This window comes from Terrirhizobium terrae, from assembly GCF_030323265.1.
Lineage (GTDB): Bacteria > Pseudomonadota > Alphaproteobacteria > Rhizobiales > Rhizobiaceae > Neorhizobium.
In genome coordinates this window covers 722,323-735,294 of sequence record NZ_CP104992.1, presented here as the reverse complement: position 1 = coordinate 735,294, position 12,972 = coordinate 722,323, and the positions used below count along the sequence as shown (strand labels likewise).

General features: G+C 60.4%; 12 protein-coding genes and 1 pseudogene. 7 read left to right on the top strand and 6 right to left on the bottom strand.

Features of this window, described 5'->3' with window-relative positions:
* Positions 1–29: 29 nt before the first annotated feature.
* From N7E02_RS11635 to N7E02_RS11605, 6 genes and pseudogenes are all read right to left on the bottom strand, one after another.
* Positions 30–1,301, bottom strand: coding sequence for a mannose-1-phosphate guanylyltransferase/mannose-6-phosphate isomerase (locus N7E02_RS11635; protein WP_286582082.1), 1,272 nt, complete (start codon positions 1,299–1,301; stop codon positions 30–32).
* On the bottom strand, positions 1,298–2,413 hold the full coding sequence (locus N7E02_RS11630; RefSeq protein WP_286582081.1) for an HlyD family secretion protein: 1,116 nt from the start codon (positions 2,411–2,413) through the stop codon (positions 1,298–1,300). Before N7E02_RS11630 ends, N7E02_RS11635 begins: the two co-directional genes overlap by 4 nt.
* 27 nt (positions 2,414–2,440) lie before the next feature.
* Positions 2,441–3,577, bottom strand: coding sequence for a glycosyltransferase (locus tag N7E02_RS11625; RefSeq protein ID WP_286582080.1), 1,137 nt, complete (start codon positions 3,575–3,577; stop codon positions 2,441–2,443).
* Positions 3,517–3,939 carry a hypothetical protein gene (locus N7E02_RS11620; RefSeq protein ID WP_286582079.1) on the bottom strand — a complete coding sequence of 141 codons (423 nt, stop codon included), beginning with the start codon at positions 3,937–3,939 and terminating at the stop codon, positions 3,517–3,519. The genes N7E02_RS11625 and N7E02_RS11620 overlap by 61 nt, the downstream gene beginning before the upstream one ends.
* Positions 3,923–5,232 (bottom strand): annotated as a pseudogene (locus N7E02_RS30300) (nucleotide sugar dehydrogenase). The gene N7E02_RS11620 and the pseudogene N7E02_RS30300 overlap by 17 nt, the downstream one beginning before the upstream one ends.
* A gap of 140 nt (positions 5,233–5,372) precedes the next feature.
* On the bottom strand, positions 5,373–6,068 hold the full coding sequence (locus N7E02_RS11605) for a Crp/Fnr family transcriptional regulator (protein WP_286582077.1): 696 nt from the start codon (positions 6,066–6,068) through the stop codon (positions 5,373–5,375).
* Positions 6,069–6,440: 372 nt separating this feature from the next.
* Here N7E02_RS11605 and N7E02_RS11600 point away from each other — a divergent pair, with 372 nt between their 5' ends.
* From N7E02_RS11600 to N7E02_RS11570, 7 genes are all read left to right on the top strand, one after another.
* Positions 6,441–7,535 carry an AGE family epimerase/isomerase gene (locus N7E02_RS11600; RefSeq protein WP_286582076.1) on the top strand — a complete coding sequence of 365 codons (1,095 nt, stop codon included), beginning with the start codon at positions 6,441–6,443 and terminating at the stop codon, positions 7,533–7,535.
* Positions 7,511–7,711, top strand: a complete 201-nt coding sequence (locus N7E02_RS11595; protein ID WP_286582074.1) for a hypothetical protein — start codon at positions 7,511–7,513, stop codon at positions 7,709–7,711. Before N7E02_RS11600 ends, N7E02_RS11595 begins: the two co-directional genes overlap by 25 nt.
* A complete protein-coding gene (locus N7E02_RS11590) occupies positions 7,708–9,213 on the top strand; it encodes a phosphomannomutase (RefSeq protein WP_286582073.1) in 1,506 nt (501 codons plus the stop codon). The genes N7E02_RS11595 and N7E02_RS11590 overlap by 4 nt, the downstream gene beginning before the upstream one ends.
* 103 nt (positions 9,214–9,316) lie before the next feature.
* Positions 9,317–9,718, top strand: coding sequence for a Ros/MucR family transcriptional regulator (locus N7E02_RS11585; RefSeq protein WP_286582072.1), 402 nt, complete (start codon positions 9,317–9,319; stop codon positions 9,716–9,718).
* A gap of 5 nt (positions 9,719–9,723) precedes the next feature.
* On the top strand, positions 9,724–11,508 hold the full coding sequence (locus N7E02_RS11580; protein WP_286582071.1) for a type I secretion system permease/ATPase: 1,785 nt from the start codon (positions 9,724–9,726) through the stop codon (positions 11,506–11,508).
* Positions 11,508–12,020 carry an HlyD family secretion protein gene (locus tag N7E02_RS11575; RefSeq protein WP_286582069.1) on the top strand — a complete coding sequence of 171 codons (513 nt, stop codon included), beginning with the start codon at positions 11,508–11,510 and terminating at the stop codon, positions 12,018–12,020. The genes N7E02_RS11580 and N7E02_RS11575 overlap by 1 nt, the downstream gene beginning before the upstream one ends.
* Complete coding sequence (locus N7E02_RS11570; protein ID WP_286582068.1) at positions 11,941–12,828, top strand: HlyD family type I secretion periplasmic adaptor subunit; 888 nt, start codon at positions 11,941–11,943, stop codon at positions 12,826–12,828. Before N7E02_RS11575 ends, N7E02_RS11570 begins: the two co-directional genes overlap by 80 nt.
* Positions 12,829–12,972: the final 144 nt, after the last annotated feature.

Here is a 12,972-nt window from a genome sequence, read left to right as displayed (position 1 = left end):
CGGGTCGTGCGGCAGGTCCTGGGCGGACCCTATCGCAAGCGGGATGCCGGTGCCCGTGGTGAAGAGAACCGCTTCCCCGACAGCAGGGTGGCAAAGCAGCGCCCGGTGTGATCGACGGGATCAAGCTGCATTTCCCGGCCCGGCAGAACGGTCAGTCGCTCGACACGGTAGTCCTGCTTGGCGTCGACGGTGCGCCGATCTCCGCCGGCGCGCCGGACGATAGCGTGGCTGTCCGCAGCCGGATGACCCGTCTTTGCAAGGTGCTGGGCAACGAACTTGACATCCTGGGACTGGGCGCGCGATGCGACGAGAAGGGCGTCTTCGGTGTCGACGATGACGACATTGGACAGGCCGACGACCGAGACCAGCCGGTTGCTCGCCCTGACATAGCTTCTACGCACATCCTTGAGCACGGCCTCGCCGAGGATGACGTTTTCCTCGGCGTTCTGTTCGCCGACTTCCCAGAGCGCTTCGAAAGAGCCAAGGTCGCTCCATTCCGGCGAGACCGGGACGACGCCGAGGGCGCGGGAATGTTCCATGACCGCGTGGTCGATGGATATTTCAGGTGCTTCCGCAAAGCACGCCGCCAGTTCCACCCTGTTGTCGCGGCGCTCTGCGCGCAGTGCGCCGTTGGCGGCGGCTTCAAGCACTGCCGGCGCGAAGTTTGCAAGCTCCTCCAGAATGGTCGAGGCGCGGAACATGAAGATGCCGCTGTTCCAGGTATGCCGCGGATCTGCAAGAAGCTGAATGGCGCGTTCGACATCAGGCTTCTCGATGAAGGCGTCTACCTGCTCGATGCCATGTCGCTTGCCTTCACCGGCACGGATGTAGCCGAAGCCGGTTTCCGGCGCGGTCGGCCTGATGCCGAAGAGGGCGATGCCACCGGCCATGACAAAGGGAAGTGCTGCCAGATAGGCGTCGAGAAGGCGGTCCGGCCGACCGATGCGATGGTCGCTCGGCACGACGAGCATGACGGCATCCGGGTCCTCGCTGCCGATCACGGTCGCCGCTACAGCGATTGCCGGTGCGGTCGATCGCATGACCGGCTCGACGATGACGAGCGGAGCACCCTGGGGCAGGTCGAGCTGTTCGAGTTCCATCTGGACGCGCGGCTGCTGGGCCGCGTTGACCAGTACGGTCGCCCGGGCGAAGGCTTCATTGGAGAAGCGCTCGATCGTCTCCTGGAAGAGGGATGCTTCTCCCACGAGGCTCTGGAACTGCTTGGGCTCCAGGCGGCGCGACAGTGGCCAGAGGCGGGTGCCGGAGCCGCCGCAGAGAACGACAGGTCTGATACGGGTCATAGCTGCTCTCCCTTCAGGGCCGATGCTTCTCCTGCCCATGCCGAGCTGACGAAGCCGAAGGCGCGGCCGATGAGGCTTTCGTCGAAGAGGTCGAAGGTGACCTCGACGGGCTGGCCGATCATTTCGGTCGAAAGGGCCTTTTCCGGATCGATCACGACCGTCAGCGGCTCGCGCGGCAGGTCCGTCTGGTTTTCGCCCTTGCCGGGCAGCCAGAGAATGTCGGCGTTGCTTACATGGGTGCCGTCGGCATAGACGAGGTTGGCGCTTCTGACGCCGTAAAGGCTCATCATCTTGTCGTCCGGCACAAGGGCTGAGACGACGATCGGTGCATCGTTGCGCATCAGGCGGATGATCGGATCACCGACCTTGACGAAATCGCCGTTGGCGAAGCGCTGATCGACCTGGATGCAGTCGCAGGGAGACTGGATGGTGATCGGGTTGCCGACGGCCGGGTTAATCGTCATCAGGGGTTCACCGAGTGCGACCTCTTCCTTCTGGTTGAGGAAGCCGATCCGACCGACGGCGGGGGAGGCGACGTTGACCGTCTTGGCCGTCACGCTGGCACTGTCGGTGCGCACGACGAACAGCTCGTCATAGACATTGGCCGAGAGGAAGGTCGCGAGCGCTGCGCCGATCGCCAGCACGCCGGCGGAGGCGGCCACGCGCCTGCCGATATGGGCGAGCCTTGCGCCTGTCGTCATGCGTGGCACTGCCGGAATCTGGCGGACCCTGCCGGTATCCTCGCGGCGGGCGACATCGAGGATATCTCCCATCCGGACCACTTCATTGCTCAGCACCGCATCGGTGACATATTGCAGGAGCCCGGCCTGATCCTCGTCCAGCTTGGTGAAGATGAAGCTGGTGCGCTTCATGGGATCGGATGAGTAGAGGACTTCGGCAGACGGATCGATGACGAAGCGGTATCCCTTGAAGGGAATGGTGAGAGCTGCGGTGACAGTCTTGCCGACGCTGAAGCCGCCGGATTCGATCGCAAAGCCGTTCATCGACCAATCGTGGACCTGATAGGTCTTTCCTTCGATGGTGGCCTGCATCGGCAGTTGGTAGCGCGGGTGCTGGCGCTGCAGTTCGGCTTCGTATGACATAGTTCCCATGGTCGTTACTCCAGCGTATCCAATGGCTCAGTTGCCGGTGAGATGTGTGATGCCGATCATCCAGGAGCAGGCGGTGATGAGCGCGAGCACGCTCACCGCCTGGTAGACTTTTGACTCGACGTGCCTGAAGCGCGCGATGTAGCTCTGGTTCGTCCGCGCCAGCGTGGTCTTCTGGCGGGTCCACTTCTGCCGATCGAGGTGGAAGAAGACGAAGATCTTCATCATCGACCCGTAGATCTGGTTGAAGTAGAGAAGCAGCGGCGTGATCACCGATATCCTCTTGCGTGCCGACAGCAACGAGAGCGTCAGGGCGTAGCGAGAAGCGAGGATCCAGACGGCGTAGACGAGGATCGTGAAGGGCGAGATCAGCAGGGTTGCCAGGATCGCGCTCGTCAGTCCGACAAGGCATGTCCACATGGACAGCCGCTGATCGAGGATCGCCCACCAGACAAAGAAGCCGATGCGCCGCGGGCCGAGGGCCAGTGCCCGTCCGTTGGTGCGCAGCATGTTGCCGTACCAGCGGACCATCAGCATCGCAGCCGAGCCGAGGAAGCTCTTAGACGGCGGGTCCTCGATCGTGGTGACGACGACATCCGGCAGATAGAGCATCTGGTAGCCGTTCTTGAGCAGCCAGAACCAGCTCGACTTGTCGTCGCCGGTCAGAAACTTGAACCGGCCCAGGCGCGGGTGGTCGATATAGTCGAGCTCAACCTGGCTCATGAAAGTGGGGTCGCAGATGATAGAGGCCCTGAACATCGACATGCGGCCGGTAAGGGTCAGGACCCGGCGCGACAGGCCCATCGACGACATCAGGATATGCCGCTGAGCGAAGCGCAGGGCATACCATTGCGCAAACAGCCAGCTTCCATGGACCTTGGCGATCTCGTCGGTGGTGAGCGCGCCGACCTTGGGATCATGGAAGAATGGTGCGCATTTCTCCACAAGATCCGGCGGAACGATGCTGTCGCCGTCGATTACCGCGACCATCGCGTCCGGTGCAGGTAGCATGCGGGCGATCGCCCGGAAGCCGCTCGCCAAGGCATCGCGCTTTCCAGTACCCTCGATCCGCAGGATGACGAGGTCGACCTTGTCTTCATCGCGGATCATCGAGGCGAAAAGCTTCTTGATGATGCGCTGATCCGAGAGGTCGACGATCGATGCCACGACCGTTGCGGGGCCGGGGCATTAAGTGCGGCCGTGAAGGCCGCACGATAGACTTCGATCGTCGTTTCCGTCGGAATGCGGAAGCTGGTGACTAGGAAATAGGACGCAAAGCCCTTGCGCTGTCTCGCCTTGGCCTCCCGCTGCAATCGCGGATAGACCCATGAGCGATAGACGATACTGCGCAGGAAGTGCAGGACGCCCCATCCATATCTCCAGGCGCCGATCACCCCGATTGCAAGACCCGTCTTGCTGTCGATGATCGCATAGGCCTGATCGGGCAGCGATGTTGCCACCGCCGCTATCGCCAAGATCATCAGCGCGTGGGCGGCCGGCGTCTGGGAGAAATCACCAGCAGATGCCATGGTAATTCCCCTCGGTCCGCATGGCCTTGTCGACGCGCACGAGGTCGATGATGTGCGCGTGTGGGGCGATCTTCTCCAAGGATCCGTTCATCTCGGCCCGGTTGCCGACAACGATGATGTCGGAGCTGTCGATGACGGTATCGATGTCTTCGTTGAGCAAGTCGGCAAGATGCGGCAGACGCGACTTGACGAAGCTCGCATTGGCGCCCGTCAGGCGGTTCATCCGGATGTTCGGATCGAAGATCTTGATCTGGAAGCCGCGTCCATAGAGCCGCTCGGCGAGCTCCACCAGCGGGCTTTCGCGCAGGTCGTCGGTATCAGGCTTGAAGCTCAGGCCGACGAATCCGACCTTGCGGCTGCCGTGGTTGGCGACCATGCTGTAGGCCCGGTTGATCTGCACTTCGTTGGCGGAAAGTGTCGCCTCCAGCAGCGGAGCAGGCGTGCCCTGGCGGCGCGACATGCTGATCAGCGCCCGAAGATCCTTCGGCAGGCACGAGCCGCCAAAGGCGAAGCCGGGCGTCATATAGGCCTTGGAGATGTTCAGACGGTCGTCGGCGCACAGGATGTCGAGCGCGACATGGCTGTCGATGCCTGCCCTGCTGAGGATGTTGCCGATCTCGTTGGAGAAGCTGATCTTCAGCGCATGCCAGGCATTGTTGGTATATTTGATGCCTTCCGCGGTCTTGATGTCGACGACATATTTCGGTCGGGCAAGATGCTGATGTATTTCGTGCAGGCGATCGAGGGTAAACTTGTCGACCGTGCCGAATACGATCACGCCCGGATCGTAATAGTCCTTGATTGCGGTGCTTTCCCGCAGGAATTCGGGAAGATAGGCGATGCCGAAGTCTTCCCCGCCTTGAGACCCGAGGCCTTTTCCAGAGCCGGCACCACGACGCTTTCGGTCGTGCCGGGCAGGCATGTCGAGCGGACGACGACCGAGTGATAGGTGTTCTTAGTCTTCAAGGCTGCGCCGATTTCCTCGGCGGCACGCTTCAGATATTCGGTATTGAGGCTGCCGTCCGGCCGCGACGGCGTGCCGACGCAGATCAGAGAAAGGTCAGTCTCCGCCAAGGCGCTCGCAGCGTCGGATGTCGCGGTCAGACGGCCGGAAGCAACGCCTTCGCTGATCAGTTCCTCGAGGCCGGGCTCGATGATCGGCGACTTTCCAGCCAGGAGAGGCTGGATCTTGTTGGGATCGGGGTCGACGGCGATGACCGTGTGGCCGTCCTTCGTCAAGCATGCAGCGGATACCGCGCCAACATATCCGGCGCCAAAAATACTGATCTTCATGGTCAGGTCCTCATTGCACTAAAGCAAGTAGAACACTGTATTTCCAAGTTTACGTTAACTAAAATTAACTATAGGTAAAAATTACAAAGTATTATTTTGAGATATATACGAATTGAGGCGGGCATGGTTGCCCGCCTCCTTTATGCAGCTTCGATTATCTCTTCCGCCATTCCGGCGAGCCAGCTCATGTCCCTGATCTGGATGCCGCCACGGCACGTATCGACGATGCCCCGGCGCACCAGTTCGCTGACAATCCGATTGAAATGGATGTGCGTGACACCAACGGTATCGGCAAGCAATGACTGGGTAACGGGTATCATCACCGGCTCATTGCTGCCCTGGGGGCCGAGCCGCTTGACCATCTCCATCAGCAGCATGATTACGCGCAATCGCGTGTCGGCTCGGCCAAGACTGGTAATGTGATCCCGCATGATGGCGTTCTGTTCTTCCGCCAGCGTCCAGAGGGCTTCATTCATGCCGACGATTGTATTCGTTAGATGAATCAGGCTCTCGCAATCAAAGCGATCGATACGTACGGGGGTTACGGCTGCGACATAGTGATCGATCGTGGCCGGATAAATATGCGGGTTGCAGATGTCGCCCGGCATCAGGAACATGATGACTTGCCGGCTGCCGTCCGGCAGGATGCGGTAGCGCATCGCTATGCCCTGACCGATGGTCAGCACTTGCTTGCCTGTCCAGCCGACGCCGAGGATTTCGGTCCCCTTGGTCAGGAACATGCTCTTGTAATTGATCGTCTCAAGTGCCGGGTTCATCAATCCGGGTGACGGCAACAACGCGGTCACACGCCGGATGAAAGGCGAAATCTGCATCATGACAGGAAGCCCACCAAAAAGCCCAACAGGGTCGCAGGCGGCTGCCGGACCTCTGCATTACAACTGCATATGAATGCGAATTAGAAGCACCGAATAGCAAGCTACGGCGGAAAGCCGTGTATCGAAATGCAACCCTGGAATTTCCCCCATGCCCCAATGGAGTAAGCCTGTCACATTTCTTTCCGTCCCAGGCTCATTGGGCGCATATTAACAATGAAATACTAATCTATCAGAATAGGCAAGTCACAGTTAATAAAAAATTATTCTGTCCATTTTGGATGAATTGAGTTTTTGTTAATCCATATTAACGACGGATATTAAGCGCGCCCCATACTCATTTTTATATGTCGATTTTTGGTAGTGGGGCGGAAAATGGACGTTCAAGGCAGAAACTCTAATATTGATATACAATCAATGGACGAAATACTTCTGTCTCTTGATGCTGTTTCCAGTGATTTAACGCAGGTTCTCTTCGAAGACATAATTCCTATATGGTCGACGATCGGATTTAACCATGTCACCGGCGGCTTTAATGAGAGTATAGATTCAGAAGGAACAGTTCCTGAATGCATGCGTCGCATTCGTGTCTCTGCTCGGCAAGTCTACGTCTTCTGCGAGGCGTCTAGGCTGGGCTGGAACAGATTGGCGGCAACGACTTGCTTGCGGCATGGCCGCGATTTCCTGTTCCTTCACAGTAACGCTGAAGGTTTGATCCATCACAATCTGTCTTCCGACGGTCGACACACAGCAACCGGCCACGATCTCTATGATCAGGCATTTCTGCTATTCGCCTACGCCAATGTGTTCGCGCATATGAAGCAGGATGCCGACCTCCAGCGCGGGCGCGATCTGCTCGCCGCGATCCGGCGTAATTTCACCCACGGGAGAGGTGGGTTCATAGACCATACTGAAAAACCGTTTCCGTTGCGCTCCAATCCTCATATGCACCTGCTTGAAGCCGCGTTGGCCTGGATTGCCATCGACGATGACCCTCGGTGGCGCATCCTGGCGGATGAGATCGTATTGCTTTTCCAGCAGCATTTCTTCGATGAGGCCAGCGGCGTGGTGAGAGAATATTTCACCGCAGATTGGAGCCCTATCCGCGACGATGGACAGTGCCGGATCGAGCCAGGTCACAATTACGAATGGGCGTGGCTGCTCATGCGGTGGGAAAAGCTCACCGGAGGCCACGCCGGAGACTGTGCCGATCGGATGATCAATTTCGCCGAGACTTATGGTTATGATCCGGTGCGGCATGTTGCGATCAACGAGTTATGGACCGACGGGCGGCCTTGTGACCGGACTGCCCGGCTCTGGCCGCAGACCGAGCGCTTAAAGGCGTGGCTTGCAGTCGCCGAGGCCAGCCACGGGCTCGAACGGCGGCAGGCCGAGCTGCGAGCACTGGATGCGGCAAACGGGCTTTTAGCTACCTGGAGACAGGCGTGCCGGGGCTCTGGCATGATATGATGCTTGAGGATGGCGGCTTCCGCCGCGAGGCTGCGCCCGCAAGCTCGCTTTACCACATCATCTGCGCGATCGGCGAGCTTTCACGCTATCTGGCCAATCCGCAGACCGTTGCCGCCAACAACGACGTTCCAGTCAGTTTTCCTGCCAATTCCCCGGTTCTGGAGTTGACGGCATGAGAACCGATCTGTCTCTTTCGGCCGACGACCGGGCTCCTGCCATGATGTCTGCGACGAGTAGCCTGAAATTCGGAACGAGCGGATTGCGGGGGCTGGTTACCGAACTCTTGGGATTGCAGAGCCGCGCCTACTCGATGGCATTCACGCGTCACATGCTTGCTCTTTTCGGAGCAGATGGGGTGACGGAAATCCTGATCGGTCGCGACCTGCGATCAAGCAGCCCGGCGATCACCACGGACTGTGCGGCCGCGATACGCTTCTGCGGGCTGGTTGCGGTCGATTGCGGTGAATTGCCCACTCCGGCGCTTGCACTGGAGGCTCAGCGTCGCGGGTGTCCGGCAATCATGGTAACGGGAAGCCATATTCCCGACGACCGTAACGGGCTTAAATTCTATCGCCCGGACGGCGAGATCACCAAGCGAGATGAACTGGCGATACTGGCCGAATATGACGCGCTTGTGCCGGACGAGTTGAGTTCCCTGGCTCTTGCCGCATCCTCTGTCGATCACGCCGGAGACGGCCCAATCCGTCGCTATATCGAGCGATACTTGGAATTCCTCGGTCCCGCCGCGTTGGCCGGCCTGCGGGTGGGTGTCTACCAGCACAGCTCGGTCTCGCGCGACATCCTCGTCGAAATCCTTTCGGGTCTCGGCGCGATGGCGGTCCCACTTGGACGTTCTGCGCATTTCATTCCCGTCGACACGGAGGCTCATGATCCCGGCCAGAGTGCGATGATCCAGCGCTGGGCAGAGGAATGTGGTTTTGCCGCGATCGTTTCGACCGATGGCGATGCCGACCGACCTCTCGTTGCCGATGAAATTGGCGCCATTCTTCGCGGAGACGTGCTCGGTCTCCTGACCGCGGATTTTCTCTCCTTCGACACGATCGCTACGCCGATCACGTCGGGGTCGGTTATCGAGCGTTCCGGTATCGCTACCCATGTTTTGCGTACCCGGGTCGGCTCGCCTTATGTCATCGAGGCCATGCAGTCGGCACCGCCGGGCAGCACGGTTCTCGGTTTCGAGGCGAATGGAGGTGTGCTTCTCGGCTCGAGCGCGGTCCGCCACGGCAAGAGCCTGGCGTCGCTTCCGACGCGGGATGCAGTGCTGCCGATCCTCGCCGCGCTTTGCCTCGTGGCTGAAAGGGACAAGCCACTGGGCCGGATCGTGGCCGAGGCCAATGTCGGCTTCGTGCTTGCCGATCGGCTGAAGGATACACCCTCTGCGCAATCAGGCGCGTTTCTCGCGCGTCTTGGGGAAGATAGCGCCTATGCTGAGTCATTTTTCCGCGATGTGGGCGGATTTGCTGGCCTTAGCGCAATAGACGGGCTGCGTTTTGAGCTGCAGGACGGTTCCATCATCCACTACAGGGCTTCGGGAAATGCACCGGAATTGCGCTGCTATGTCGAGGCGCCGCGGCAGGAAAGAGGCGAGGAATTACTGGCATGGGGTCTGCGGGCGGCGCTCCATGCGATGGAGCCTGCGCAGCAAAGGCCGGTTTGAGTTTCATCGGGGGCGGCAGCGATGCTGGGACGATATGCAGAGAGAAGGTTCGGACGCGACATCAGGAGAGACCTCTGCACCCACGGACGGGGCCGCAGATCACATGACGGAGCTGACCGTCAACCTCGTGCGCGCCTATCTTGCCAACCATACTGTGCCGCCGGCGCAGCTCGGAATTTTGCTGGAGCAGACGCACCGCACGGTGCTTGGCCTGTCGAATTTTCGGGCCGAGCCTGTGGAACCGGTCGCCATCGCCTCGTCGGTGCGTGCTGAATGCATCATCTGCCTTGAGTGCGGCAAATCCTTCCGATCTTTGAAGCGCCATCTGGCAGCCCATCACGGGCTGACGCCGGAGCAGTATCGGGCCCGATGGAGCTTGCCAGCGGATTATCCGATGGTTGCGCCTGACTATGCGGCAAGCCGTTCCAAGCTGGCCATATCCATGGGCCTCGGCGGCAAGCTCGGCCGGAAGGGCAGGCGATCCTCGACAGAGCCGTCGGAGTAGGCGCGATGGTACACACGCCCGAGGCGACCCTTGCGACGCAGCTCTCTTCGGCTGTACGTCAATGCCGAATGGCCTTCGTCAACGTCGCGGCAATCAGCGCCGTCATCAACGGACTTTTCCTGATCGGCCCGCTGTTCATGCTCGAGGTCTATGATCGCGTCCTGCCCAGTCACAGTGTTCCAACCCTTGTTGCCCTGCTCGGCATTGTCGTCGCACTCTATGCCTGTCAGGGCATGCTGGACCTGTTGCGCAACCGAATTCTTGCGCGCACCGGCGCTGTGATCGGTGCCTCGGCGTCGTCGGCCGTCTTCCGGGCCTCGATTCTGGCGTCGCTGCGCCCCCGCCAATCGGGTCAGGCGACGGAGCCAATGCGCGATCTCGACCAGATCCGCGCCTTTCTCGGTGGCCCATGCCCGGGGGCATTGTTCGATCTCCCATGGATCCCGGTCTACATGGCTGTCTGCTTCGTCTTCCACGCCTGGATCGGCTATGCCGCGCTCGGCGGCGCCGCATTTCTGCTGATGTTGACCTGGCTGACCGACATTGCGTCGCGCAAGCCTGTTCTCGTCGCGGGCAGGCACGCGACACTGCGGAACGCGCTGAGTGAGGACAGCTGCCGCAATGCGGAGGTGGTTCGTGCGCTCGGGCTGGAGGATCGTCTCGCAAGCCGTTGGAGCGTACAGAACCATGCATTGGCATCGGCGCAGATGCGGCTCAGCGACATAGGCGGCGCGTTCGGCTCGCTTTCGAAGTCGTTCCGCATGTTCCTCCAATCCGGCGTGCTTGCGCTTGGGGCCTATCTTGCCCTCGGCGGCGAGGTCTCGAGCGGTGCGATCGTGGCGAGCGGCATCCTCGTGTCGCGGGCGCTTGCGCCGGTGGAATTATCGATCGCCAACTGGCGCAATTTCATCGCCGCGCGCCATAGCTGGCGACGTCTGACCGAAAGCCTGAGCGACAAGGATCTTCGGCAGCGCATGCCCCTGCCTGCGCCGGTGAGCGCGTTGCAGGTCGACAATCTCGTCGTTGCCGCACCCGACAGCGACCGCGTCATTCTGAGCGACGCAAGCTTTGCCGTGGAGGCGGGCACGGCGGTGGCAATCGTCGGGCCGAGTGCGGCCGGCAAGTCGTCACTCGCCCGCAGTCTCGTTGGGCTCTGGATCCCATCGAGCGGGACGGTCAGGCTGGATGGCTCTTCGCTCGATCACTGGGACAGGCGCGATCTCGGCAGGCATATCGGTTACCTGCCGCAGGATGTCGAACTGTTTGCCGGCAGCATTGCCGAGAATATCGGCCGACATGATCCCGAGGCGCGCAGCGAAGACGTCATTTCAGCGGCGCGGGCTGCCGATATTCACGACATGATCCTCGGCCTGCCGCTCGGCTACAATACACCGATCGGTCCGGGCGGGCGGACGCTTTCTATGGGCCAACGGCAGCGTGTCGGGCTTGCGCGCGCGCTTTACGGAAATCCGTTCCTCGTCGTGCTCGACGAGCCGAACTCCAACCTCGACGCAAGCGGGGAGGCGGCGCTGACCCGCGCCATAGGCTCGGTGCGCGACCGCAAGGGCATCGTCATTGTCATCGCCCATCGCGCAAGCGCGCTTTCCGCATGCGACGTGGTGATGATGGTCTCAGAGGGACGGGCGAAAATGCTCGGCCGCAAGGATGATGTGGTGCAGACCATCCGCCCGCATCCGGCGCGATCCGATCTGGCGATCCTCGGAAGCGTTGCCGGTGGCGCGCCGGCCATCAGCGAACCCCATGCCGGGGAGAAGGTGGAACGGGTGTGATGGAAGCCAGTTCTCTCGCGATTGCCGACAGGGTCCGATCGCCTGCCGATTTCCAGCGCTCCCTGAGGCTGAACACCTTGGCCGCGGTCGGTATGTTGTTCATGCTCGCGGGCCTGTGCGGTGCTGCCTCCTTCGTCGAGATTTCCGGTGCGGTGATTGCTGCGGGCAAGGTCGTCGTCAACTCGGAGGTCAAGAAGGTACAACATTCGACCGGCGGCGTGATCGGCGAAATCTTCGTTGTGAACGGCCAGACGGTGTCTGCAGGGCAAGTCGTGGCAAGGCTCGACGCGACGGCCGCCAAGGCCAATCTCGGCATAATCTCGAAATCCCTCGACGATCTGACTGCCAAGCGAAGCCGGCTGACGGCTGAGCGGGACGATCTGCCGGCGATCATCTTCGAGCCCGATCTGGTGGCCAGGAGCGACAGTGACGATGTGCGCCGTGTCATCCGGACCGAGGAGGGGCATTCCTTCTTCGCCGACGTGCGCGCGAAGGCGAGAAGGCGCAGCTGAGGAGCGCATACAGCAGCTCCGCCAGGAGATTTCCGGTCTGAATACCCAATCCCAGGCGACGTCCGATGAGTTGACCCTGCTGAACACCGATCTCGACGGGGTGAGGAAACTGTGGGCTCAGAAACTGGTGCAATATGCAAAGCTGAACGGGTTGGAACGCGAGGCGACGAAGCTGAAGGGCACGATCGGTTCGCTCAGCGCGTCGGTCGCCCAGACCAAGGCCCGGATGGTCGAGACCGAGCTGCAGGTGCTGCAGGTCGATCAGGATTTTCGTCGCGACGTGGCCAAGGAAATGAGCGAAGTGGGTGCCTCCGTCGCGGAACTCGAGGAACGCAGGATCGCCGCGCAGGACCAGTTGAACCGGATCGATATCCGCGCGCCACAGGCGGGTGTCGTCCATCAATTGGCGGTGCATACGATCGGCGGTGTGGTCGGGAGCCAGGAGACCCTGATGCTGATCGTGCCGCAGTCGGATCTTCTGGTGATCGATGCGCGGGTCTCTCCCAATGATATCGACCAGGTTTATCTCGACCAGAAGGTCTTTCTCAAGTTTCCGTCCTTCAATCAGAAGAGCACGCCGGAGCGCCAAGGCGTTCTGGAGCGGATATCTCCGGACCTGATCGTCGACGCGAAGACCGGACAGCAGTATTACGAGGTGCGCATTTTGCTTGACGGAGACGAGACCCAATTTCGGCTCGTGCCCGGCATGCCGGCCGATGCATTTCTCCAGACTGGCGATCGCAGCATCCTGTCCTATCTAATCAAGCCGATCGCGGACTTTTTCGCACTGGCGTTTAGGGCGACTTAGCGCGTTGATGAGATAGATATTCGGTCGTGATTTCAGTAATGTAACAGTCCGGCTGTGAACATCGTGCGGCATGAAATGAAGCCGGATAATGAAGCGATCCTCAACGATCGTATTCTTGTGGTGGAGTGTGCCACTTCTACTGTC